Below are 25,074 nucleotides of genomic sequence, written 5' to 3'. Positions count from 1 at the left end.
AATGGATCCATCGACAGGCCGGTCAACCGGATCATGGGCCGTATGTGACCCAATGCGTCCGCTACAGATCGCGACGGGGGCCGCTGGCATGAGGCGGAGCGTGCTGATGGAGAAGGGGAGAAACGCTTTCGCCGGCTGGACCGGGGCGCATTCAGTTGTCGACCGATGTGATCGTCGTGCGCTGCGCGCGCTTTCCGTGCCGGGGTGTCATGCGACTCCCAAGCGTCGCGTAGTGATGCGCGCTGCGGTGCGCGCGTTATCCGATACCGACACACAGCATTTGCGATGCGCTCGCTGTCCAAATAACAGGCGCGTCATCGCGTGTGCCTGTCGCACGAGTGCGAAATTTTGCATGGCTGGCATGTCGATTGCATTACCTGCCGTGTCGAACGCGGTAGGGGCCGTGTCCGGGACTGGCTGGAGCTGGTCTGGATCATTCAGGGGTGAAGAGGGCGCTGGATCGGACCGACGCGAAAAATTGGCGCGACGATACGATGCACGATGATCGGAAATGCAGTCTGCCGATGGCAACTGCAAGTACAAAGGAAAACGTACGACGATGATGAACGAAAAAAATGGACAAGGTGGCGACGATCCGGAGCAGCTGCGGCCCGCGCGCATGCAAATCGAGACGACCGTATTGATGAGCCGCCACGGTGAGTCTCATCCGACCGAGCTGGTGGATATTTCAGCGACCGGTGCGCTGTTGCGACGCCCGCTTGGGTGGTCCGGCGAGCCGGGGCAGAGCTGGATACTCGACATGATTTTCGGACACGATCTGCACATCCATCTGGAGGCGATGGTGGCGCGTGTTTCCGATCATCACATCGGTTTTTCCTACAGCCGTATCCCGGAAGACAAACAGGTGCCGCTATGGAATCTGCTTGGCGGATACGCGGATATTCTGGAGTACTGGAAAGACAGCTGACGCGCACTGCCTGTTTCACCGAGAACGACGCCCGCATTGCGCGGGCGCCTTCGTTTCAGGTGGCGGCTTTCGTCCCGTCACGCAGTTCGCGACGAAGAATCTTGCCGACATTGGTCTTGGGCAAGGCATCGCGAAACTCGATCGCCTTGGGCCGCTTGTAGCCGGTCAGGTTTTCGCGGCAGAACTGCCTGAGCGTTTCCTCGGTGAGGTTGGGATCCTTGCGCACGACGAACAGCTTCACCACTTCGCCGGAGTGCTCGTCCGGCACGCCCACGGCCGCGACTTCGAGCACACCAGGATGCTGCATCACGATGTCCTCGACCTCGTTCGGGTACACGTTGAAACCCGATACGAGGATCATGTCTTTCTTGCGGTCGACGATATAGAAGTAGCCGTTCTCGTCCATCTTCGCGATGTCGCCGGTGTGCAGCCAGCCATCGCTGCCAAGCACCTTGATCGTCTCGTCGTCGCGCTGCCAGTAACCCTTCATCACCTGCGGCCCGCTTACCATGAGTTCGCCGGCCTCACCAACCGGAAGCCGCTTGCCGTCCTCCGACCAGATCGCGACATCCGTGGACGGAATCGGCAGGCCGATGGAGCCGTTGTATTCCTTCAGATCGAGCGGGTTGATGCAGACCGCGGGTGAGGTTTCGGTAAGCCCGTAGGCTTCGGCCAGCGTGCAGCCGGTGACCTTTTTCCAACGGTCGGCCACGGCACGCTGGACGGCCATGCCGCCGCCGAGCGACAGGTGCAGCTTCGAGAAATCAAGTTCGGCAAAGCCGGGTGTATTGAGCAATCCGTTGAACAGCGTATTGACGCCGGTAAGCGCAGTGAAGCCGGATTTCTTCAGTTCCTTGACGAACGCAGGCATGTCGCGCGGGTTAGTGATCAACCAGTTCAAGCCGCCCAGACGGCTGAACACCAGTCCGTTCGCGCATAGCGAAAAGATGTGATACAGCGGCAGCGCAGTGATCACCACTTCCTGGCCCGACTTCATGTTCTTGCCGATCCATGCATCGGCCTGCAGCATGTTCGCCACCATGTTGCCGTGCGTGAGCATCGCACCCTTGGCCACGCCGGTGGTGCCGCCGGTGTATTGGAGAAAGGCGATGTCTTCGTGGGCCAATTCCACTTTCGGCATCGGGTGTGCCGCGCCGCGAGTCAACGCATCGCGGAAGCGCACTGCCTGCGAAAGCTGGAACGAAGGCACCATTTTCTTGACACGCTTGAGCACGAAATTGATCAGCACACCCTTCGCGCCGAGCAGATCGCCGATGCCGGTGGTGACGATGTGCTTGACCTGCGTGTGTGCCACCACCTGCTGCAGCGTCGCGGCGAAGTTATCGAGAACGACGATCGCTTTCGCGCCAGCGTCTTCAAGTTGATGTTGCAACTCGCGCGCCGTGTAAAGCGGGTTGGTGTTGACCACCACAAGGCCGGCGCGCAACGCGCCATAAAGTGCGATCGGGTACTGCAAGACGTTGGGCATCATGATCGCGATGCGGTCGCCCTTGACCAGCTTCAGCTCACCGGTGAGATATCCGGCAAAGTGTCGGCTCATCTCCTCGATCTGACCGTAAGTGAGCCTGCGATCGAAGCTGGAGAACGCCGGCCTTTCGCTGAAGCGTCCAAAGGATTCTTCGAGTACCGCCGCCACCGACGCATACGCATGAACATCGATCTGAGCGGGCACGCCCTCGGGATAGTGATCCAGCCACGGACGTTCATTGCTCATGCTCGGGGTCCTTCACGCTGATGTCGATGTTGTGCCGAATGGTCAACGACCGTTTGACGGATCGTCACCATGCGCATGTCCTTTGCGAACCATGCGTCGAGGCATTGGAGCATGCGTCCGCGCACGGCAGCAAGACGCAGTGCGTCGTGATCTGGCTATCATCGGGCTGATGAAAATCGCCATGCTATCCCTGCTTCTGTTGCTCGGCATCACGGCCCTTGCGGGCTGTCACCACACGCCCGACGATGTGCAGGTACGCGAGTCAATCGCCTCGGTTGCCAAGGCTGCCGAAGCTGGTTCGGCGAGTGACGTCACCGCGTCGCTCAGCGACGATTTCGACGGCAATAGCGGCGAGCTCGATCGACGATCGCTCGCGAACACGATCCGACTTGTGGCGCTGCGCGGTGACCACATCGGTGTGGCGACAGGGCCAATAACGATCGAACCTCGCGGCGAACGAATCGTCGCGACGTTCACCGTCACACTGACCAGCGGCGGCAAGTGGCTGCCGGATCAACTCGGCGTTTATCACGTGGAATCGGCGTGGCGAAAGGACGGTCGTCACTGGCTTTGCTACACCGCGACGTGGACGCATTCCAACTGAAACCGCTATACGCGACGGCGCGGCACCGTATTCACCACGGAATCTGGCGACCCAGATAATCCAGATATTGGAGGCCTGCTTTTCCGGCCTGCGCGTCCATCGTGTTTGCGAGGTTCGGAATGCTTTCTTCGATACTCAGGCGGCCTTGAGGACCGCCCATGTCGGTTCGCACCCAGCCTGGCGCCATAAGCAGTAACGTCCTCGAATCATCCGCGCTACGAGCGGCGAAACTGCGCATGAAAGTGTTGAGTGCTGCCTTGCTGCCGCGATAGACCTCATAGCCGCCGTTCTCGTTGTTGGCGACGCTTCCCAACCCGGAAGACATGATGCCGATCGTGCCCCGGGGAAGTACGACGTCCTGAAACGTTTCGATGACGCGCATCGGGCTCAGCGCGTTGGTGACCATCACGCGCACAAACTCGTCGGTCGTTACGTTCGCGATCGTTTCGCCGTCACCGTTCTTGACGCCTGCGTTGACAAACAGCATGTCGAATTTTCTCGACGCAAGACGAGCGTGTAATGCAGCCACCTGTTCCGGGTCGACGATATCGACTTTCTCGATCTCGAGTCGTTCGCCATGAGACTGCGCCAAGTCGTGCAATCCGGATTTGCTCCCGGCGCGTTCGGTGGCGACAACGTCCCATCCGCGCTTGAGGTATTCCTCTGCCAAGGCAAGGCCGAGTCCGCGCGATGCGCCGATGAGTAGAAGTTTTTTGTTCGAAGAAAGAGCTGGCATCCGCATATCCTTGATCAATGTTCAACGAGGAAGAGCATGTCGCGTTTCGTCGGAAATGGAAAACGGATCATCGCTGACCCGCAAGAATCGCAAGGCTTTGGCTGCATACTTCGCAAAAAAAACGCCCCGTCATCGGGGCGTTTTCAATTCAGCATGCGGCGTTGCTCAGGCGGCTTTCTTTCCGGCCAGCTGGCGCAGCACGTATTGCAGGATGCCGCCATGACGGAAGAACTCGCGCTCTTTGGGCGTGAGCAGCATTACATAGACCGAGAACTGCTTTTTGCTGCCATCAGCCGCCGTCGCGGTGACTGTGGCTTCGCGCGACTTGCCGTCGTCGAGGCCCGTGATGTCGATGGTTTCCGCCCCGGTCAGGCCCAGCGACTGTGCGTTTTCGCCCGGCTTGAACTGGCAGGGAAGCACGCCCATGCCGACCAGGTTGGAGCGGTGGATGCGCTCAAAGCTTTCGGTGATCACGGCTTTTACGCCGAGCAGCAAGGTGCCTTTGGCTGCCCAGTCGCGACTGGAACCGGTGCCGTATTCCTTGCCGGCAAACACGACCAGCGGCGTCTTGCTCGCCTTGTATTTCATCGCGGCGTCGTAGATGGCCATCTGTTCGCCCGAGGGCACGTAACGCGTGTAGCCGCCTTCCACGCCATCGAGCATCAGGTTCTTGATGCGGATGTTGGCGAAGGTACCGCGCACCATCACGTCGTCGTTGCCGCGACGCGAACCGTAGGAGTTGAACTCCAGCGGCTGCACACCCTTGCTGATCAGGAACTGCCCCGCAGGGCTGTCTTTCTTGATCGAGCCGGCCGGCGAAATGTGGTCCGTGGTGATCGAGTCGCCGAACAGACCGAGCACGCTGGCGCCATGGATGTCCTCGATGCGCCCGGCGTCCTTGCTCATGCCATCGAAGTACGGCGGGTTCTTGATGTAGGTCGAATCGTCCCACTTGAACAATGCGCCGTCCGGCGAGGCGATCTGGTTCCAGCGGCTGTCGCCTTTGAACACGTCGGCGTAGTTCTTCTCGAACATCGCCGGGTTGATCGCACCGGCGATCATGTCGGAGATTTCCTGATTGGACGGCCAGATGTCTTTCAGAAAGACGGGCTTGCCGTCGCTGCCGTTGCCGATCGCATCCTTGGTCAGGTCGATGTCCAGCGTGCCGGCCAGCGCGTAGGCGACGACCAGCGGTGGCGAGGCCAGATAGTTCATCTTCACTTCGGGATGCACGCGGCCTTCGAAGTTTCGGTTGCCCGAAAGCACCGATGCCACCGCGAGGTCGCCTTCACCGATCGCCTGGCTGATCTCCACCGGCAACGGTCCGGAGTTGCCGATGCAGGTGGTGCAGCCGTAACCGACGATGTAGAAACCGATCTTCTCAAGTTCTTCTAGCAAGCCGGTTTTCTTGAGGTAGTCGCTGACCACCAGCGAGCCTGGGCCGATCGATGTCTTCACCCACGGCTGGGATTTCAGTCCACGGGCAGCGGCCTTTTTCGCAACCAGGCCAGCGGCCAGCATCACCGCCGGGTTGGACGTGTTGGTGCACGACGTGATCGCGGCGATCACGACCGAGCCGTCGCCGACCTTGAAGCTCTGGCCATCTTTTTCCACGCGCACGCTGCCGTTGCTGATCGCATTGGCCGGGTTGCCGATGGCGGTGGCGCCGCCTTCGTTGGCGAAATCATCCGAGGCTTTCGTCTTCGGCTTGCGGTTGGCGGTGAGCGCGCCGACCACGTCGTGGAAACTCTGCTGCACGCCTTCAAGCAGCACGCGATCCTGCGGACGCTTCGGTCCGGCCATCGACGGACGCACTTCGGCGAGATCGAGTTCCAGCGTGCTGGAAAAGATCGGCTCGATGGCGTTCTCGTCATGCCACATGCCTTGTGCCTTGGCATACGCCTCGACCAGCTGGATTTGCGCGGCGGTGCGGCCGGACAGCTTCAGGTAGTTCAGCGCTTCCTGATCGATCGGGAAAATGCCGCAGGTCGCGCCGTATTCCGGTGCCATGTTGGCAATGGTCGCGCGATCGGCCAGCGGCAAATGCCTCAGACCGTTGCCGAAAAATTCAACGAACTTGCCGACCACGCCGAGCTTGCGCAGCATCTGCGTCACGGTGAGCACGAGGTCGGTCGCGGTGACGCCTTCGGGCAGCTTGCCGGTGAGGCGGAAACCGACCACCTGCGGAATCAGCATCGACGACGGCTGACCGAGCATCGCGGCTTCCGCTTCGATGCCACCGACGCCCCAGCCGAGTACGCCGAGGCCGTTGATCATCGTGGTGTGCGAATCGGTACCGAACACCGTATCCGGATATGCCCAGCTCTCGCCATCGACATCCGCGGTGAACACCACGCGCGCGAGATGCTCCAGGTTCACCTGATGCACGATGCCGGTACGCGGCGGCACGACCTTGAAATTGTTGAACGCTTTCTGGCCCCAGCGCAGAAACGAGTAGCGCTCCTGATTGCGCTCGAACTCGATCGCGACGTTTTCATCCAGCGCGCTTTCCGAGCCGTACGCGTCGACCTGCACGGAGTGATCGATCACCAGCTCTGCCGGTGCGAGCGGATTGATCTGCGTGGCGTCACCACCGAGCTTCACCACGGCGTCGCGCATCGCGGCAAGATCGACCACGCAAGGCACGCCGGTGAAATCCTGCAGCACCACGCGTGCCGGCATGAAGGCGATTTCGGTGTCCGGTTCGACCTTCGAATCCCACTTCGCGATCGCCTCGATTTCCTTTGCCGTGACGTCGACGCCATCCTCGTGGCGCAGCAGGTTTTCAAGCAGGATCTTCAGCGAATACGGTAACCGCTTGAGGTCGAAGCGCTCGCCCAGTTTGGTCAGGCTGGCGAAGACATGGCGCTGGCCATTGACCTCGAGTGTGTCGCGTACGGAAAAGGTATCTTTCATGGGAGCTCCTGGCTGAATCCTGCGGCTGGGATGTTCGAACGTGTGTGTGGCGGATTGCCGGCCTGGCAAACAATAATTATCGCTCAAAAGTCGACACTGCCGCGATCCGATCGACGACCAACGGATGACGCCGAAACATGTTGCGAGGTGATCCGTTCCATGCAGCGGTAAACTGAGCGAATCGTTACAGGCCGACTTCGCCGCACAGGATGAGCCCGATGTCCGACACACACAAACGCCTTTCATGACATGCAGCATTCGATGATTTCGATGGCCCTGGCAGCAGTGTCCCTGCGCGATCTTGCGCTGGTGCAGGCGGTGCATCGACATGGCAGTTTCAACAGCGCGGCGCGCGCCATGCATATCAGCGCGTCCGGGCTTTCCCATCAAGTGCAGAAAGTGGAGCAGGCGCTCGGTGCGCCATTGTTCGAACGTGGTGGCCGACGCATCGTGCCGACGGCCGGCGGTCAACGACTGTTGCAGCAGATCGATGCCGTGCTCGCCGCCGGCGAACACCTGCAGCAAGTGGCGCGTGCAGGCGCGGTGGCGTTCGGTGGTGAACTGCGTCTTGGCGTTCCCGCGTCGCTTGGGCCGTACCTCCTGCCGCATCTGATTGCGCCTTTTCCGCAACATTTTCCGGGCGCGCAACTGAGCCTGTCCGAAGGCAAACCACGCGGTCTGTTGCGTCGATTGCACGAAGGCGAACTCGATGCCGTGCTGGCGCCACCGATTGGGACGATGAGTGGCATCGCCGGACGTCCGTTGTTCTTCGAGCCGTGGGAATTGATGTTGCGCGCCGATCATCCGCTGGCAGACAAGTCCGGCATTGCGCTCGATCAACTGGATCCTGCCGAAGCGACATTGATGGCGGAAAGCCACGCCGACGGGCTCGATGTCGATGGCGGCGGACACGGTCACGTGCAGGACGTGAGCCTGGAAAGCCTCGCCGCACTGGTCAGCCTGCGCGGTGGTTACGCGCTGGTTCCGGCGCTGGCGCATGAAAGATTGGCTTCAATGCCTAACATCGTGCTTGCCAAGCTGAAAGGCCAGGCGTCGGGCAGGGAGATCGCGCTGTACTGGCGCGACGCGTCGCCGTGGCACGACGAACTGCGCGCGTTTGCCGAGCTGCTGCGCAAGCTGGCACGTCAACGACCAGGTTTGAGCGTCATCGACGCGAAGCCAAAGACGACTTCGGGTTGATCACGAAACTCACGGGCAAAACGTCGCCTTGCCACGGCTCCATTTTTAAATGAAAGAGGCCGCCTTGCGGCGGCCTCTGTTTCAACACGTGTCGATGCGATCAGTTGCGCGATGCGCGCTTGCGATCGTTCTCGGTGAGGTTCTTCTTGCGCAGGCGGATTTCTTTCGGCGTGATTTCGACCAGCTCGTCGTCGTCGATGAAATCCAGCGCCTGTTCCAGCGTGAACTTGATCGCCGGCGTCAGCTGGATCGCATCGTCCTTGCCGGACGCACGCATGTTGGTGAGCGGCTTGGGCTTGATCACGTTGACGGTGAGGTCGTTGTCCTTCGCGTGGATACCGACCAGCTGACCCTCGTACACCGAGTCGCCTTCGGCGGCGAACAGCTTGCCGCGATCCTGCAGCGGCCCGAGCGAGTAGGCAGGGGTGGTGCCGCCGGCATTGGCGATCATCACGCCGTTGAGGCGCTTGGCGATCTGGCCGTCTTCCTTCGGGCCGTAATGGTCGAACACGTGGAACAGCAGGCCGGAACCCTGGGTCAAGGTCTTGAACTGGTTCTGGAAGCCGATCAGGCCGCGTGCCGGAATCTCGTAATCGAGACGCACGCGTCCCTTGCCGTCGGATTCCATGTTCTTCAGCTGGCCTTTGCGCACGCCAAGCCGTTCCATCACGGCGCCCTGGTGCACTTCCTCCACGTCGACCACCAGTTGCTCGATCGGCTCCATCTTCTGGCCGTCGATTTCCTTGATGATCACTTCCGCACGCGACACGGCCAGCTCGTAGCCTTCGCGACGCATGTTCTCGATCAGCACCGACAGATGCAGTTCGCCGCGGCCGGAGACCAGGAACTTGTCGGCGTCGGAGCCTTCCTCGACTTTCAGCGCCACGTTGTGAACCTGTTCGCGATCCAGTCGCTCGCGCAACTGGCGGCTGGTCAGGAACTTGCCGCCGGAAAGATCCTTGTTGCCGGCAAACGGCGAGTTGTTGACCTGGAAGGTCATCGAGATCGTCGGCTCGTCCACGGTCAGCGCCGGCAACGCCTCGGGCGTATCCAGCGCGCAGATGGTGTCCGAGATGGTCAGGTCGGCGATACCCGAGATCGCGACGATGTCGCCAGCCTCGGCGCCGTCCTGCTCGATACGCTCCAGGCCAAGGAAGCCCAGCACCTGCATCACTTTGCCCTGGCGCTTCTTTCCATGGCGATCGATGACGGCCACCGCCATGCCTTTCTTCAGTGCGCCGCGCTGAATGCGGCCAATGCCGATCACGCCGACGAAGCTGTTGTAGTCGAGCTGGCTGATGCGCATCTGGAACGGGCCGTCAGGATCCACGTCCGGCTTGCTCACGTGTTGCATGATCGCTTCGTACAGCGGCGTCATGTCGCCTTCGCGCACGTCGTCATTGAGGCCGGCGTAGCCGTTCAACGCCGAGGCGTAAACGATCGGGAAATCCATCTGCTCCGGCGTGGCGCCAAGGCGATCGAACAGATCCCAGACCTGCTCGACAACCCACTCGGGGCGCGAACCGGGACGGTCGACTTTGTTGATCACCACGATCGGCTTGAAGCCCATCGCGAATGCTTTCTGCGTCACGAAGCGCGTCTGCGGCATCGGGCCGTCCATCGCATCGACCAGGATCAGTACGGAGTCGACCATCGACAGCACGCGCTCCACTTCGCCACCGAAATCCGCATGTCCCGGCGTGTCGACGATGTTGATGCGGTTGCCTTTCCATGTAATGGCGGTGTTCTTCGCCAGGATCGTGATGCCGCGCTCCTTTTCCTGGTCGTTCGAATCCATCACGCGCTCGGCGAGCACGGTGCGCTCGTTGAGCGTGCCGGACTGCTTGAGCAGGCAATCGACGAGGGTGGTTTTGCCGTGATCGACGTGGGCGACGATGGCGATGTTGCGCAGATTTTCGATAGACATGGGATCGACTCGGAGCGGCGCACAGGCCGTCGCGCAGGTTTCTTGAGGGGTGAATCCACTGATTATACGGAGTTGTGTGACAACTTGCCCGTGGTTTCGACGAACGCCCGGTCGATCCTGCGGCACCGCGCACTTCGGCGGTGCCGCACTCGCATCAGGGTTTGCGGCAATCCGCCGGCAGGTTCTTGTCGACGATATCGTCGGAATGGCAATGCCACGCGTCGCCGTCGGGCGTGAAGATCAGCGTCTTGCCGCCGAGTTGCGCGTTTGCCTGCGATGGCGGCACCGCGCTGAAATGGACGCGGATATCGCCCTCGCTTTCGGCGGTGATGCTGTCGACGTAGCGCCCCTTGATGTCGGTCGGCGACGAAAGCCCAGCTTGCTGATTGTCCTTCGGCCAGTGCCCATGCTGCTGGTGATAGGCGGTGAGTGCGGTCTTCGCGGCGCCGGCAAGCGCGACGCCTTCGTTGACCTGCGCCTTGATCACGTAGTCCTGATAAGCCGGAATCGCCACGGCGGCGACAATGGCAACGGCCGCGATCGTGGTCATCGATCCGCTGCCGCTGCTGCCGGTCAGCATTTCGAGCGGCTGTTGCTCGTAAGTGATGTTGAGCGAGAGATCGTCGGTGGTGGCGCCCAGGTCCATGCCGATCACGCCCTGCCGCGGCAGGTTGAGAGAATGCGCGGCGGGCATACTGGCCAGGTCGGTGGGTTCTCCACTGAGATCGCCAAGCAACTGCAGCACCTGCAGGTAACCGTAGTACGCGTCGCGCTGGGCATCGTGCGATACGGTGGTGAAACCGAACAGGCTTTCGTTGCCGTGCCATGCCTGCGTCTTCAGCCATGCATCGAGCGACGTGTCCAGCTTTGCCGCGCCGCGATCGGCCAGCGCCTGCGGAACCCTGGCGAAGATCAGGAAATGGCCGTCTTCGATCCAGTACAGATGCGTCGAGAAACGCGATCCGATGGTTGCCCATGCACGCTGCTGTGGATTCGCGTCCGCAGCCGGTGCGGCAGCGTGACTCATGGTGAGCGAGTGGATATCGACGCCATCGATCGTCTGCGTCTTGAAGCTGCCGCCCTGGCGATGCACCAGCGCCTGCAGATGGTCGTACAAGGCCTGCTTGTCGTTGACGCGTACGGCGCTATAGACGCCTGCATCGTCCTCGAACCCGATCAGTTCAGGACCGATCCATTGCGTGAGATCAGCGATGCTGAATCCGGCTTTCTGCTGGATCATGTTTTCGACATTGCGCACGCTGGCGGCGTGTTCGGCACCGAAGTCGAGCGAGAGGTTGTTCTCGAAATTCTTGAACTGCTCGCCACCGGGCAGTGCGATATTGAAGACCCAGCGTGGCGTGCCGGCAACCTTGAAATCAGGCGCAAACCGGCCCGGCGCGAGATAGCCGAGCAATCGCGATTGCGGCGTGTGCACCACGATGCGCAGTCGTCCATGTCCATCAACCGTACCCGCGCCGAACGACACGCTTTCCGTCTTCGAAGTCAGGTCGCCGGGCAGCGTGCCTACGGTCGGTGATGGAATGGCACCGGCGGCCAGGCCGCCGAGTCCGCGCAGACTGATCCACCCGAACGTGCCTTGGCCGGACTGGTCGATCTGTTGTTCCTGGATCGAAATGGCTTTGGCCACTTCGCTGTCGGCTTTGGCACCCGCAAGATCGCCGAGCAGCGCGTTGAGCTTCGCAGGATCTGCGGGAAGGCGACTCGCCAACGCGAACAACCTGCCGCTGGCCGCATCGAAGTGCAGCGGCGTACCGTTCGCCAATTTCCCGTCGCCGTGAGAATCCAGCGGTGCGGCAAGCTTCAATGCCGCTGCGCCGATCTGTGCAAGGCGCGCGTTCATTTCATCAACACTCTTTTGCGCCATGCGCATCGACACGAGCACCTGCGTATTTGGCGAGGGCGTTCCGATCGGATCGATCAGCGCCAGTTCGATCGGCGAACGCAGGTCGGCGAGCAGCGGAAGGAGGTAAGGCGTGGCACCGGCATCGGACAGTGTCTTGTCGCTGGCGATGGCGCTGCGCAATGAGGCAATTGCCTTGAGGTTTTGCTCACTGGCCATCACTGCATCGAGCGGACGCCCCGTTTGTGCCGCGCCAAGCAAACCCCACGGCGATGCAAGGCGGATGTATCCGACGGTAGTCGCGGGGAGGTGGTCATGAAGCCAGGCCGGTTGCGAAAGTTCGTCCTGCGCGCGTTGCAACGATGCGGCAGTCGGCGCTGGCGATGAATCCCGATGGCAGGCCGTTACGCAGAAACTGGCTGCGAGAACGGCGGCCAAAGTCGTGCAGCGCGATACGAGCATTTCAGATCCCCTTGAATCCCTGAGAGGCATCGGAACGAGTCGTGTCGACATCCTCCCTGACGCGCGAAGCAGCAGCTTATCAGACGTATTCGGCGCCCGACTTTTGTAGCGGCGTAATGCGATGGCGTCGACTGTTGAGTTAGCCTCGGCGATGCGCGAACGCGTTCCAATTCCGGATCGCAGCGGAAATGCACCATGCCTTTTCCTGATGTTGAATTCGGCCAAGTACGCGTTACCGAGCATCGCGGTGACGACGATCTGCTGAGCGCGGGCGTCGGTCTGCGCGGGCTGTCCGGCTTCGTGCGAACGTTTGCCGATCCATCGCAACCGACGCCGGGCGAGTTGCGCCGGCGAGCCATTCAGTCCAGCTGGAAAGGCATCGCCGATCTCGGTCCGCTGGGCGGCTACGGTCAGGTTTACGGTGCCGTACCCGACGTGCCTGGCCGCGAATATCAGTCGTTCGCGCGCATCGCCGGTGCAAACGCGTCGCACCGCGTGCTGCTGCAACTGCCGGACCATTTCGATCGGCGGAAACGATGTCTGGTCGTCACCGCTTCGTCCGGGTCACGCGGCATCTATGGCGCCATGGCGCTGGCCGGCGCTTGGGGTTTGCCGCGAGGTTGCGCTGTCGCGTACACCGACAAGGGCGGCGGCGCTGGCTACTTTGACTATGCCGACGACACCGGCGTCGCGCTTGATGGTTGCCGCGCACGGCGTGGCGATGTCGAACTGGAGTTCGAACCGCCTGCGTCGACGACGACAGCAGGCGTCGACATCAAACACATGCATTCGGGCGACAACCCGGAAGCGCATTGGGGTCACCACGTGATCCAGGCCGCGCAGTTCGGTCTGGCGATGCTGGATCGCGCGTATCCGGCGGATGCACCGTTCACGTCGCAGAACACGCGCATCATCGCGACAGGTCTTTCCAACGGCGGCGGCGCGGTATTGCAGGCGGCAGGTCTCGATCAAGAGAATTTCTTCTCGGGCGTGATCGCACTCGAACCCAACGTCTTCTCACCGGAACGTGGACGTGCGCTCTACGACTACGCTACCGAAGCAGCAATCTGGTTGCCTTGTGCATTGGTCGCCGAGCGATTCGCGGACGCGCCGCTCGTTCGCGAGCCGGGAGGCACGACGCCAGCGGATTGGATCGCACGTTGCACGAGTCTGCGCGAGCGCGGCCTCATCGCCGGCGTAAAGACGTCTGCGCAAGGCGAACACGCCCATGAAAAATTGCGGGACGCCGGCTGGACTGATGCGGCGATGGCCACCGCGGCCAGCAGCACGGTGTTCGATCTTTGGCGCGTGATCACGGCCGGCTACGCGTCGTCCTATCTGCGAAGCCGCGCCATCAACATGCCTTGCGGATTTCGCTACGCGACCGTTGACGCTCGTGGCGTTGCGGCACCTGTCAGTTCCGCGATGCGCGCAGCCTGGTGGGCCGATGGCTCGGGCATTCCACCCGGTCACGGCATCGGCTTGCTGGGCGGCAGGGATGAGTCGGCGGATCCGACCCTGTGTGGCAGCGAAGATTTGCGAAGACTCTGGAACGGCGATGCGACAGACGCGCGCATCTTGCATAAGGCTGTCGCAGAAACAGCGGTGCAATTGCCGCGCAAGGATCTGCCGCTGTGGATCGTGCACGGTGCCAGCGACGGATTGCTGCCGGCGGCTTTCAGTTCCGAGCCTTACGTGAACTGGCTGCGCGAGAACGGCCGTCAACCTCTGTACTGGAAAATTGCGCACGCGCAGCACTTCGATGCCTTCCTGTCGTTAACGGGTTTCGGTGCTCGCCATGTGCCGCTGTTGCCCTATGGATATGCCGCGCTCGACCAGCTGTGGCGACATCTGCATGAGCACGAGGCGTGGCCTGCCGATATGCCGACACCGCCATCACATCCACGTGGTCATGGTGCGCTTGATCGGCAGGCGCTCGGGCTGCTTTGAACGGGACTCGATCGTGTCATGACGGCGGTCGTCTGCAGCGTGAGTAACCCTGCGTTATTCTGTGCGACCCTTGCGCCGCGCCACGGCGTATTTCAGCTTTCGAACCCAAGGATTTGCGATGACCATCCAAGTGACCTTCACCACCAATCGCGGCCCGATCCATCTGCGCCTGCATGAAGACAAGGCTCCGGTCACGGTTGCCAATTTCGTCAACCTTGCCAAACGTGGTTATTACGATGGCTTGTCGTTCCATCGTGTGATCGCCGACTTCATGGTTCAGGGCGGTTGCCCCGAAGGCAGTGGTCGCGGCGGCCCGGGTTACAAATTCGAAGATGAATTCAACGCATCGCTGCGTCATGACAAGCCAGGCGTGCTGTCGATGGCGAACGCCGGCCCGCGCACGAACGGCAGCCAGTTCTTCATCACGCATGGTGCGACGCCGTGGCTGGATGGCAAGCACAGCGTGTTCGGCGAAGTGGTCGATGCCGCGGACATGAATGTCGTCAACACGATCCAGCAGGGCGACACCATCGAAAAGGTCACGGTCGACGGCGACGTGGATGCGCTCCTCACGGCGCAGTCCGATCGTGTGAAAGACTGGAATTCGGTGCTCGACCAACGCGGCTGAGTCCTGGCGCAACCACGAGGAAAGCCGGCTTCGGCCGGCTTTTTGTCATGGAAAGCATCGTGCGGCCGGCCTATGATCGGAAGGCGTCAAGCATCTTCCATTCATTCAACAGGAGAAACGACATGTCATTCCTCAATGATTTGCTCGGTGGACAAGGACAACAGGCAGGCAGTGGTTCGCTGATCGGCGTTGCAGGGCAATTGATCGAGAAGGCCGGCGGCGTGCAGGGACTCATCAACATGCTGCAACAGCATGGGTTGGGCGGCGCCGTGCAATCGTGGGTTGGTACGGGGACGAACCAGCCGGTTTCAGGCGATCAACTCGGGCAGGCCTTGCAGAATGGCGGCCTCGGTTCGTTGCTGCAACAGGCGGCCGGTTCGTTGGGCGTCGATCAGAACGAGTTGCTCGGCAAACTCTCCCAGGTCTTGCCGCACGCGGTGGATCATCTGACCCCCGATGGCCAGGTGCCGGCAGACGGGCAGGGCGGTGGCTTCAATCTCGGCATGCTGGAAGGCCTGGCCGGCAAGCTGCTCGGTGGTGGTCAGCCGGCCTGACGTTGTATCTGTTTTCGATACAAAAAAAGCGGCAGGAGAAATCCCGCCGCTTTTTTTATCGATGAAAGATGGCTGTTACATCTTGAGCACGTAACGCAACACCAGCAGAAGCACGACCGCGCCGATGATCGACATGAAAAAGCCGGCAGCGTGGAACTTCGATCCCGGCGGCGGACGGCTGATGGCGTTGCCGATCAGACCGCCGATCAGCGAGCCGACGATGCCGACGCCGGCAGTCATCCAGAAGCCCATGTGATCGGCGCCAGGCAGGATGGCCCGCGCGATCCAGCCGACGAAAAAGCCAACGATGATTGACCAGATCAAATGCAGCATATGCGTATGTCCTTGAGTGAGTGGAGGCCCCTGATTCTTGCTTGAGCACGCATCCGGCACGCTCGTGTCGCCCATCGCGTCATGACATTCATCGGGATGGCTTGCGCATGATGCATCGGGCCATGGCGGAATGCACCCTGCCGGATCGCCCATTGCTGCGTGCTAAAATCATCGGGTTTGCTGATTTCACTTCCCGTGATGAGGAACCCATGCCACCACTCGCACGACGCATCGGCCGCGCCAAGCCCAGCGCCATCATGCTGATTGCCCAAAAGGCCATGCAGCTCAAGGCGGCCGGTCGCGACATCATCAGTTTCTCCATCGGCGTACCCAACTTTCTGCCCGGCGAGCATGTCTACGCCGCGGCGCGCGATTCCCTGTCGCACGACTCGGGCCAGTACGGCAGCAATCGCGGCGCGGATATCTTGCTCGACGCCTTTTTGAAACACATCGAAGCGCTCGGCTTCAGCGGTTACACACGCGCCAACCTGTCGATCGGCATCGGCGCGAAACAGGTGTTGTACAACCTCGCCGAAGCGCTGCTCGATGAGGGTGACGAGATCTGCTACGCCGCACCCTACTGGACAACGTATCGCGACATCGCGGACATCGTCGGTGCGAAGAGCAACGTGCTTCACTGCGGATCGGATCAGAATTACAAGCTGACACCAGCGCAACTCGACGCGGCGCTCGCGCGCAAGCCGAAGGTGTTCCTGTTCAACAATCCGTCGAACCCGACCGGCATGGTCTACACCGGCGATGAAATCGCCGCGCTGGCCGACGTGCTTGCACGGCATCCCGATACCTGGGTGATCACCGACGACATCTACAACTCGATGGTGTTCGACGAGATTGGTTATCACAACTTCGTTTTTGCAAAACCCGAATTGCGCGATCGCGTGATCTTCGTCGATTCGATTTCCAAAACCTACGGCATGCCCGGATGGCGCGTGGGTTTGATCGCCGGCCCGGAAGTTGTGGCGAAGGCGATCACCACGCTCAATTCCAACCACATCACCAGCCTGCCTGAAGTGATCACCGCTGCCGCCGTGGCGGCATTGAGCGGCCCGCAGGATATTCCCGTCGCCAAGTGCGCCGAGTTCGCCGACAAGCGCGACATCGTCGTCGCCGCACTCAGGGCGATTCCGGGCGTGATTTGTCCGCGACCGCAAGGTGCGTTCTATGCGTTCCCTGACGTTTCGGTGGCGTTCGGCAAAAGCCACAACGGTGCCGTCATCGAGAACGATGTGCAGTTCTGCGCGGCCTTGCTGGAATCCAAGGGCGTCGCATGCGTGCCGGGTTCCGCGTTCGGCGAGCCGCGCGCGTTGCGGATTTCCTACACCTGCCCAACGGTGCAACTCGCGCCAGGGCTTGCGCGCATCGCGGAATTCTTTGCCGAACTGAGTTGATCCATCGATCGCGACATCCGTGCCGCGCGAAGCACATACCCACCCGAGGAGCCATTCCATGAAATCCCCCGTACGAGTTGCCGTTACCGGCGCTGCCGGCCAGATCGGTTATGCGTTGTTGTTCCGCATCGCCGCCGGCGACATGCTGGGTGCCGATCAGCCGGTGATCCTGCACCTGCTGGAAATCACGCCGGCGCTGCCATCGCTGCAGGGCGTGGTCATGGAATTGAATGACTGCGCATTCCCGACGCTCGCGGGCGTTGTCGCTACCGACGACGTCAACGTTGCATTTAAGGATGTCGACTACGCCTTGCTGGTGGGTGCGCGTCCGCGCGGCCCGGGCATGGAGCGCAAGGATCTGCTGGAAGCGAACGGGGCGATCTTCGGTCCGCAGGGCAAGGCCCTCAACGATCACGCCAAGCGTGACGTGCGTGTGCTGGTGGTCGGCAATCCGGCCAATACGAATGCGCTGATCGCCCAGCAGAACGCGCCCGATCTGGATCCGGCGTGCTTCACCGCGATGGTGCGCCTCGACCACAACCGCGCGCTGTCGCAACTGGCTGAAAAAACCGGCGCGCACACCACCGATATTCGCCGCATGACGATCTGGGGCAACCACAGCTCCACGCAGTATCCGGATATCCATCACGCCACCGTCGGCGGCAAGCCGGCGATGTCGCTGATCGATCAGACGTGGTACGAATCCGACTTCATCCCGACCGTGCAGCAGCGTGGCGCGGCAATCATCAAGGCGCGTGGTGCATCGTCGGCTGCGTCCGCCGCATCGGCCGCCATCGATCACATGCGTTTCTGGGCTCAGGGTACGGCCGAGGGCGACTGGGTGTCGATGGGCATTCCTTCGGATGGTTCGTATGGCATCGCGCCGGGTGTGATCTACGGCTATCCGGTCACTGTGAAGAACGGCAAGTACACCATCGTGCAGGATCTCGCCGTCAACGATTTTTCGCGCGGCCGCATGGATGCCACCGACAAGGAACTGCGCGAAGAACGCGCGGGCGTCGAGCATCTGTTCGCAAAGAAGTGATTCGGACGTTGTCGTAAGACCAGCGGGCCGGCATACGTCGGCCCGTTTCGTTTCGCGTGTGAAAAGTGCGGTTGACGCGAGACGCTTCGTGCTGCGCTAAAATTGCCGTTTTCGCTGGAGTAGGCCATGACGATTGCATCTGCCGGCGCGCGCTTTCGCGCAGCCGTCGCCGAAGAACAACCGTTGCAAGTCGTCGGCGCCATCACCGCGTATGCCGCGCGCATGGCGCAACGCACAGGCTTCAAGGCGATCTATCTTTCCGGCGGCGGCGTTGCCGCCAATTCGCTGGGCATGCCGGACCTCGGCATCAGCACGATGGAAGATGTGCTCACCGACATTCGTCGCATCACCGATGTGTGCAATCTGCCGCTTCTGGTGGATGTCGACACGGGTTGGGGCGGGGCGTTCAACATTGCGCGCACGGTGCGCTCGTTGATCAAGGCTGGCGCGGGCGCACTGCATATCGAAGACCAGGTTGCAGCCAAGCGCTGCGGCCATCGGCCGGGCAAGGCGATCGTATCGAAAGAGGAAATGGTCGATCGCGTGAAGGCGGCGGTCGATGCGCGCAGCGACGATCAGTTCGTGATCATGGCGCGTACTGATTCGATTGCCGTGGAAGGCCTGGCATCTGCCATCGAGCGCGCACAAGCGTGTGTGGAGGCAGGTGCCGACATGATTTTTCCCGAAGCGATCTACACGCTCGACCAGTATCGCGAGTTCAAAGCTGCGGTGAAGGTTCCAATCCTCGCCAACATCACCGAGTTCGGCCAAACGCCATTGTTCACGCGCGAAGAATTGGCGGATGCGAACGTCGACATCATCCTTTATTGCTGCGGCGCGTACCGCGCGATGAACAAGGCCGCGTTGAACTTCTATGAAACCGTGCGCCGCGATGGTACGCAGAAGGCCGCAGTGCCGAGCATGCAGACGCGCGAGGAGCTCTACGGTTTTCTCGATTACCACGCCTACGAGCAGAAGCTGGATGCATTGTTCGGCGGCGGCAAGGAAGGCTGAGCGCCATGACCGAGACGTCATCGATCGAGGATGCATCGCCGGTTGCAACATACAACCGGCGCAGTCGTGGCGATGCGCTCGGTGTCGGCATCGCTTCCATGATCGGCTTGCTTGCATTGCTGGTGTCGGGTTACACGGCGTATATCCAGCGCCAGCAGGTGCGTGCACAGGTGTGGCCGTATCTGAGCAAGGCGTACGTGAGTCCGACGGAAGTTGAAGACAAACCTTATACGCTGGCTATCTTCAACAAAGGCGTGGGCCCCGCCATCGTTCAAAGCGTGCAGGTGTCGGTCGACGGCAAGTCGCAGACGACGTGGAAGAGCGTCTTCGATGTGCTGGGGCTGCCGTCCGGCAAAATGGAATTTTCGTCACTCGACGGAAATGTGCTCAGCCCGGGTGAGACGTTGCCGATCCAGGTATTTCACGATGCCGCAGAAGTCTCGCGCTTCCGTCAGGCAATGAAAATGCGTGTAACGATGCACATCTGCTACTGCTCGACCCTGGGTGAATGCTGGATGCTCGCGGATCAGAAACAGCAAGGCGAGCCCGACGTGCAAGCGATCGCCAAGTGCCCGCGGCTGGCGACTGCCGATACATTCACCGATTGAATGAAATGATGGGCGAAGGGTTTCACCTGCGCCTGCAAATGACTATCGAGATACGGAGAAACCAGTGAGCGATCAATCTTCCCAGCAAGGCTTGCCCAAGCCCAAGAAATCCGTCGCCTTGTCCGGCGTGGCGGCAGGCAACACGGCTCTCTGCACCGTCGGTCGCAGCGGAAACGATCTTCATTATCGCGGTTACGACATCCACGATCTGGCGGCCAAGGGCTGCTTCGAGGAAGTCGCGTATCTATTGGTGCACGGCGTGCTGCCAACATGGACCGAGCTCAACAACTATCGCGCACGGCTCAAGCGCCTGCGCGGATTGCCGGCGCCGGTGAAGGCAGCGCTTGAACTGCTGCCGGCAGCCACGCATCCGATGGACGTGATGCGCACCGGTTGTTCCGTGCTTGGCACGGTGCTGCCGGAAAAAGACGATCACAACGTCACAGGCGCGCGCGATATCGCGGATCGCCTGATGGCAAGCTTCGGTTCGATGCTGTTGTACTGGTATCACTTCAGCCACAACGGCAAACGCATCGAGACACAGACCGACGACGAGTCGATCGCCGCGCACTTTCTGCATCTGCTGCATGGAAAAAAGCCGAGCGACCTGCACGCACATGCGCTGGACAAGTCACTCGTTCTTTACGCGGAACACGAATTCAATGCATCGACATTCGCAGCGCGAGTCATCGCAGGCACAGGCTCGGACATGTATTCGGCGTTGACCGGCGCGATTGGCGCACTGCGTGGTCCGAAGCACGGCGGCGCGAACGAAGTGGCGATGGAAATCATCGCGCGCTATCGCAGTGCAAACGATGCCGAGGCGGATATCCGTGCTCGCGTGGAGAGAAAGGAAATCATCATCGGCTTCGGCCATCCCGTGTATACGGTGTCCGATCCGCGCAACGAGATCATCAAGGATGTGTCGCGCAAGCTCTGCACTGATGGCGGTAACCCGACGTTGTTTGAAGTTTCCGAGCGCATCGAAAAGGTGATGAGCGAGGTCAAGAAGATGTTTCCCAACCTCGACTGGTTCTCTGCCAGCGCTTATCACATGATGGGCGTGCCGACGGAGATGTTCACGCCGCTGTTCGTCATCTCGCGCACATCCGGCTGGAGCGCGCATGTGATCGAGCAGCGCGAAGACGGCAAGATCATTCGTCCCAGCGCCAATTACACCGGCCCGGAAGATCAGGCCTACGTGCCCATCGACAAGCGATAATCACGCTTGCTTGCAGAACGGGAAGCCTCGGCTTCCCGTTTTCATTCCTGCCATCGGAAAGGTGTCAGCTATGCGTCGATGGTTTGCGTTGGTGCTGTCTCCACCAGCCGCTGCCGCAGATGACCGCAACGAGCACGACATCCAGTACGTACTTGAGCGGTGCATGGGCGCTAAACCAGCCGATCAGCAAATGATCGTGCGTGATCATTCGCGCAGCAGTGAAAGCGATCGCGCCGGCGCCGATATACATGATGATGGGAAAACGTCCCATCAATTTCAGTATCAGCGTCGAACCCCACACGATCAGCGGCACGCTGATGAGCAATCCGATGATGACCAGATTCAAGTGTCCTTTGGAGGCGCCAGCGATGGCGAGCACGTTATCCAGGCCCATCAAGGCGTCAGCGACGACGATCGTTCGCAGTGCACTCCAGAAAGAGCTGGCCGTGTCGACTACGGGATCCGCCTCATCATCATGACGAAGCAGTTTCCAGGCGATCGGCAGCAGCACCAGCCCGCCCGCCAGCATCAAACCAGGCAGCTTCAATAGATAGACGACCACGGCCGTCAATGCGAAGCGCACGGCGATGGCGCCGAACGTGCCCCAGAAAATGGCCTTTTTCTGCAATGCCTTCGGCAGTCGACTGGCGGCCATGGCGATGACAATGGCGTTGTCGCCGGCAAGCACCAGATCGAGCAGGATGATGGCCAGGAGGCCGGAGAGAAAGTCGCTGACGATGAGGTTCATGAGCGTTCCATGCGCGGCGGACAATGCAGTGAACACGAACGCGCGCGGTCCGTGCTCACCACAAAAGTCTCGTTCGCAGCTTGGCTACCGCGATGACCGGAGCGAGGCGTCGCCCGTGTTGACGGTCATCGCACCTGCACGTTGTATTGCGCAGGGAACTACTCCCCTTTGGGATGGTTGTCCCGATTGTTGCGGTGGATATCGGTGCGGTCAAGGTTCACCGCAGTGCATCCTCGATGTGCGTGTCGGCTAAAATGGCGGTTTTCCGCATCGAGATATGTCCATGAGTGCGCACGACATCCGTTCCGCTGTCCGTCCCGATCCCGATCAACCTCTGGTCGATATCGCCAATTACGTTGCCGACTACCAGATCGATTCGACGGAAGCCTATGACACCGCGCGCTACATGCTGCTTGATTCGCTGTCGACCGCGATGCTGGCGATGAAGTTTCCCGAGTGTGTGAAGCATCTGGGCCCGATCGTGCCGGGCGCAACCATGTCAGGCGGCGCACGCGTGCCGGGAACCAGCCATGAGCTGGATCCTGCACAGGCAGCATTCGCGATCGGAACGCAGATTCGCTGGCTCGATTTCAACGACACGTGGCTGGCGGCGGAGTGGGGCCATCCTTCGGACAATCTCGGCGCCATTCTCGCGGTGGGCGATTACCTCAGCCGCAAGGCCGAACGCGAAGGAGGGCAGCCGCTGACGGTTCGTGACGTGCTGGGCTACGCGATCAAGGCTCATGAAATCCAAGGCTGCTATGCGTTGCTCAACAGTTTCAACCGGGTAGGACAGGACCACGTCATTCTGGTGCGGCTTGCCTCTACCGCCGTTGCGACGGCGATGCTCGGTGGCGACAAGGAACAGATCACCACCGCGGTTTCGCACAGCTGGATCGACAATGGCGCTTTGCGGACCTATCGCCACGCACCGAACACCGGACCACGCAAGAGCTGGGCAGCCGGCGATGCCTGTCGGCGCGCTGTCACTCACGCGATCAACGCGGTCTATCGTGGGGCGGTCGGGTATCCGTCCGCGCTCAGTGCCAAAACCTGGGGCTTCTATGACGTGGCGTTCAAAGGCAAGTCGTTCGAATTCGAACGCCCGTTCGGCAGCTATGTCATGGAAAACGTGCTGTTCAAGATCAGCTATCCGGCCGAGTTCCACGCGCAAACGGCCGTCGAGTGCGCCATGCAGCTTCACTCGCAGGTAGCCGGAAGGATCGACCAGATCGAGAAGATCGTGATCGAAACCCAGGAGGCGGGTTGCCGCATCATCGACAAGACCGGTCCGCTGGCGAACTATGCGGATCGCGATCACTGCATCCAGTACATGGTCGCCGTGCCACTGATCTTTGGCCGGCTCCAGGCGGATGACTACAACGACGACATTGCATTCGACCCTCGGATCGATGCGCTGCGCGAAAAGATGGTCGTCAGCGAGAACGCTCAATTCACCAAGGATTATTTCGATCCTCAAAAACGTTACATCGGCAACTCGGTGCAGGTGTTTTTCAAGGATGGGAGCAGCACGAACAGGGTGTCGATCGACTATCCCATCGGGCATCGCAAGCGCCGAGCCGAAGGCATCCCCGTGCTGCTGCAGAAATTCGAGGCGGCTATTCGCGGACATCTTCCGAGCCATCGCGCGAAAGCGATCCTTGACGTAACTCGGGATTCAAAGCATCTCGACGATATGCCTCTTCATCAGTTCCTGAGCCTTTTCACGCTGTAAAGACGGTGTGAGTGGAAAATTAAACACGACGGGGATTTGTATACGGCTCGGTCACGCTTTAGTACGAAACTGGTTGCAGCGATTTCCTGACTGAAGTTCCTGAATGAACTCTCACCGAGAAATAGTTGATAAGATGTTAAAGCGCCATCTACTTAACGATTTTGCTACACTCTCCCCGCTTCTGGCAGAGACGCCAAGCAGGGGCTTATAAAAGCTCTGAATGACGTAAGTTCAGTTCTGACGCGCGATTTCCGGTTGGGGTTGAACGGACGCGAAAACCTAATAATTGAGGAGACACCTGATGAAACGTAAGGGCTTGTATTTTCTGATCGCGCTGGCCCTGGGCGGCGTAGGTGCCGTTCATGCGCAGGACACCACCGCTCCAGCAGCTCCGGCTGCCGATAGCGCATCTTCGGATATGGCCACGTCCAGCTACGACGGTCGTTGGTACATTGCTCCGACCGTTGGTGGCTACTACAACGATACCGATCGCAACACCAACAGCCGCCAGGTCTATTACGGCTTGGGCGTGGGTCGCTTCATCGGTAACAACGTGTCGCTCGATTTGTTCGCCGACCGCACCAGCCGTGATGTCGATGCCGGCAACGGCAAGTGGTCCAACAACAACTACGGCGTTGCTGCCCGCTTCTACGCGGGTAGCTGGACTGCTTGGCGTCCATACGTCCTGGCAGCCGTCATGGGCAGCCAGCACCACTCCGCTGGCGACAGCGGTTGGTCCCCGGCCGCTGAACTGGGCGCCGGTCTGTCGAAGACCATCACCGACAGCTCCGACTTCCGCGTTGAAGCCGGCTATCGCTACGACTGGGACGACAAGACCCAGCCGCGCGAGAATGGCTACGGCGACTGGTTCCTGGGCTTGAGCATTGTTTCGCGTTTCGGCGCCCCGGCTGCAGCTCCCGCTGCTCCGGTCGCCGCGACTCCGCCCCCGCCTGATTGCTCGACCATGGACGACGACAAGGACGGCGTGAACAACTGCGACGACAAGTGCCCGGGTACCGCTGCCGGCACGATCGTTGGTCCTGACGGTTGCCCGCAGAAGGTCGTCATCGACCTGCGCGGCGTGAACTTCAAGTTCGATCGCCCGAAGAAGGGTGAGACCAACATCGCCAAGTCGCTGGCTGAGCCGAGCGCCGATTCGATCGCGGTTCTGAACCAGGCTGTCGATACCCTGCAGCGTTACCCGCAGGTGCACGTGACCGTTGCTGGTTACACCGACTCGAAGGGCTCCGACGCATATAACCAGAGCCTCTCCGAGCGTCGCGCCAAGATCGTGTACGACTACCTGACTGGCCACGGCATCGATGCCAGCCGTCTGGAAGGTCCAATCGGGCACGGTGAGAACAATCCGATCGGTGACAACGCCACGGATAGCGGTCGCGCTCAGAACCGTCGCACGGAACTGCAGGTTCAGCAGTAATCGAACCTGAGTGATCTGAAG

General features: G+C 60.7%; 20 protein-coding genes. 13 read left to right on the top strand and 7 right to left on the bottom strand.

Going from position 1 to position 25,074, the window contains the following annotated elements; genetic code table 11:
• The first annotated feature begins 559 nt into the window (after positions 1 to 559).
• Positions 560 to 928, top strand: coding sequence for a PilZ domain-containing protein (locus tag GSQ73_RS13990; RefSeq protein WP_158885005.1), 369 nt, complete (start codon positions 560 to 562; stop codon positions 926 to 928).
• Between the two features lie 55 nt (positions 929 to 983).
• Here GSQ73_RS13990 and GSQ73_RS13985 read toward each other — a convergent pair whose 3' ends face one another.
• Positions 984 to 2,663: an AMP-binding protein gene (locus tag GSQ73_RS13985; protein ID WP_158885003.1), complete on the bottom strand. Its 1,680-nt coding sequence runs from the start codon at positions 2,661 to 2,663 to the stop codon at positions 984 to 986.
• Positions 2,664 to 2,844: 181 nt separating this feature from the next.
• Here GSQ73_RS13985 and GSQ73_RS13980 point away from each other — a divergent pair, with 181 nt between their 5' ends.
• On the top strand, positions 2,845 to 3,267 hold the full coding sequence (locus GSQ73_RS13980; protein ID WP_254063411.1) for a hypothetical protein: 423 nt from the start codon (positions 2,845 to 2,847) through the stop codon (positions 3,265 to 3,267).
• A 31-nt stretch (positions 3,268 to 3,298) separates the two neighbouring features.
• Here the strand turns inward: GSQ73_RS13980 and GSQ73_RS13975 are convergent, their stop codons facing one another.
• A complete protein-coding gene (locus GSQ73_RS13975) occupies positions 3,299 to 4,003 on the bottom strand; it encodes an SDR family NAD(P)-dependent oxidoreductase (RefSeq protein WP_158884999.1) in 705 nt (234 codons plus the stop codon).
• Between the two features lie 165 nt (positions 4,004 to 4,168).
• Positions 4,169 to 6,919 (bottom strand): aconitate hydratase AcnA, encoded by a 2,751-nt coding sequence (acnA, locus tag GSQ73_RS13970; RefSeq protein WP_158884997.1) that lies wholly within the window; start codon positions 6,917 to 6,919, stop codon positions 4,169 to 4,171.
• 249 nt (positions 6,920 to 7,168) lie between these two features.
• On the opposite strand from acnA, the gene GSQ73_RS13965 reads away from it, so the two are divergent.
• Positions 7,169 to 8,119 (top strand): LysR family transcriptional regulator, encoded by a 951-nt coding sequence (locus GSQ73_RS13965; protein WP_158884995.1) that lies wholly within the window; start codon positions 7,169 to 7,171, stop codon positions 8,117 to 8,119.
• A 100-nt stretch (positions 8,120 to 8,219) separates the two neighbouring features.
• On the opposite strand, the gene typA is transcribed toward GSQ73_RS13965, so the two are convergent.
• Entirely contained in the window at positions 8,220 to 10,046 is a 1,827-nt protein-coding gene (typA, locus tag GSQ73_RS13960) for a translational GTPase TypA (RefSeq protein ID WP_158884993.1), read from the bottom strand.
• A 154-nt stretch (positions 10,047 to 10,200) separates the two neighbouring features.
• Positions 10,201 to 12,126, bottom strand: coding sequence for a pilin (locus GSQ73_RS13955; protein WP_158884991.1), 1,926 nt, complete (start codon positions 12,124 to 12,126; stop codon positions 10,201 to 10,203).
• A 438-nt stretch (positions 12,127 to 12,564) separates the two neighbouring features.
• Here GSQ73_RS13955 and GSQ73_RS13950 point away from each other — a divergent pair, with 438 nt between their 5' ends.
• From GSQ73_RS13950 to GSQ73_RS13940, 3 genes are all read left to right on the top strand, one after another.
• The gene (locus tag GSQ73_RS13950) at positions 12,565 to 14,319 is read left to right on the top strand and encodes a 3-hydroxybutyrate oligomer hydrolase family protein (RefSeq protein ID WP_158884989.1); all 1,755 of its coding nucleotides are present in this window, start codon (positions 12,565 to 12,567) and stop codon (positions 14,317 to 14,319) included.
• Positions 14,320 to 14,437: 118 nt separating this feature from the next.
• Positions 14,438 to 14,947 carry a peptidylprolyl isomerase gene (locus GSQ73_RS13945; protein WP_158884987.1) on the top strand — a complete coding sequence of 170 codons (510 nt, stop codon included), beginning with the start codon at positions 14,438 to 14,440 and terminating at the stop codon, positions 14,945 to 14,947.
• Between the two features lie 122 nt (positions 14,948 to 15,069).
• On the top strand, positions 15,070 to 15,501 hold the full coding sequence (locus tag GSQ73_RS13940) for a YidB family protein (protein ID WP_158884985.1): 432 nt from the start codon (positions 15,070 to 15,072) through the stop codon (positions 15,499 to 15,501).
• Between the two features lie 75 nt (positions 15,502 to 15,576).
• On the opposite strand, the gene GSQ73_RS13935 is transcribed toward GSQ73_RS13940, so the two are convergent.
• Positions 15,577 to 15,834 carry a GlsB/YeaQ/YmgE family stress response membrane protein gene (locus tag GSQ73_RS13935; RefSeq protein WP_158884983.1) on the bottom strand — a complete coding sequence of 86 codons (258 nt, stop codon included), beginning with the start codon at positions 15,832 to 15,834 and terminating at the stop codon, positions 15,577 to 15,579.
• Between the two features lie 209 nt (positions 15,835 to 16,043).
• Here GSQ73_RS13935 and GSQ73_RS13930 point away from each other — a divergent pair, with 209 nt between their 5' ends.
• The 5 genes from GSQ73_RS13930 to prpC all read left to right on the top strand — a co-directional run bounded on the left by GSQ73_RS13930 (position 16,044) and on the right by prpC (position 21,132).
• On the top strand, positions 16,044 to 17,243 hold the full coding sequence (locus GSQ73_RS13930; RefSeq protein ID WP_158884981.1) for an aminotransferase class I/II-fold pyridoxal phosphate-dependent enzyme: 1,200 nt from the start codon (positions 16,044 to 16,046) through the stop codon (positions 17,241 to 17,243).
• Between the two features lie 58 nt (positions 17,244 to 17,301).
• Positions 17,302 to 18,288, top strand: a complete 987-nt coding sequence (locus GSQ73_RS13925; RefSeq protein WP_158884979.1) for a malate dehydrogenase — start codon at positions 17,302 to 17,304, stop codon at positions 18,286 to 18,288.
• Positions 18,289 to 18,414: 126 nt separating this feature from the next.
• Positions 18,415 to 19,302, top strand: a complete 888-nt coding sequence (gene prpB, locus GSQ73_RS13920) for a methylisocitrate lyase (RefSeq protein WP_158884977.1) — start codon at positions 18,415 to 18,417, stop codon at positions 19,300 to 19,302.
• A gap of 5 nt (positions 19,303 to 19,307) precedes the next feature.
• Positions 19,308 to 19,910: a hypothetical protein gene (locus tag GSQ73_RS13915; protein WP_158884975.1), complete on the top strand. Its 603-nt coding sequence runs from the start codon at positions 19,308 to 19,310 to the stop codon at positions 19,908 to 19,910.
• Between the two features lie 64 nt (positions 19,911 to 19,974).
• Positions 19,975 to 21,132 (top strand): 2-methylcitrate synthase, encoded by a 1,158-nt coding sequence (prpC, locus tag GSQ73_RS13910; RefSeq protein WP_158884973.1) that lies wholly within the window; start codon positions 19,975 to 19,977, stop codon positions 21,130 to 21,132.
• A 64-nt stretch (positions 21,133 to 21,196) separates the two neighbouring features.
• Here the strand turns inward: prpC and GSQ73_RS13905 are convergent, their stop codons facing one another.
• Positions 21,197 to 21,880, bottom strand: a complete 684-nt coding sequence (locus tag GSQ73_RS13905) for a TerC family protein (protein ID WP_158884971.1) — start codon at positions 21,878 to 21,880, stop codon at positions 21,197 to 21,199.
• A 283-nt stretch (positions 21,881 to 22,163) separates the two neighbouring features.
• On the opposite strand from GSQ73_RS13905, the gene GSQ73_RS13900 reads away from it, so the two are divergent.
• Together GSQ73_RS13900 and GSQ73_RS13895 are read left to right on the top strand one after the other, a co-directional pair.
• Positions 22,164 to 23,615, top strand: a complete 1,452-nt coding sequence (locus GSQ73_RS13900) for a bifunctional 2-methylcitrate dehydratase/aconitate hydratase (protein ID WP_158884969.1) — start codon at positions 22,164 to 22,166, stop codon at positions 23,613 to 23,615.
• A gap of 301 nt (positions 23,616 to 23,916) precedes the next feature.
• Positions 23,917 to 25,053 (top strand): OmpA family protein, encoded by a 1,137-nt coding sequence (locus GSQ73_RS13895; protein WP_158884967.1) that lies wholly within the window; start codon positions 23,917 to 23,919, stop codon positions 25,051 to 25,053.
• The last annotated feature ends 21 nt before the right edge of the window (positions 25,054 to 25,074 follow it).

It is taken from the genome of Rhodanobacter sp. L36, assembly GCF_009765755.1.
Classification (GTDB): domain Bacteria; phylum Pseudomonadota; class Gammaproteobacteria; order Xanthomonadales; family Rhodanobacteraceae; genus Rhodanobacter.
This window is presented reverse-complemented; position numbering and strand designations above follow the sequence as displayed.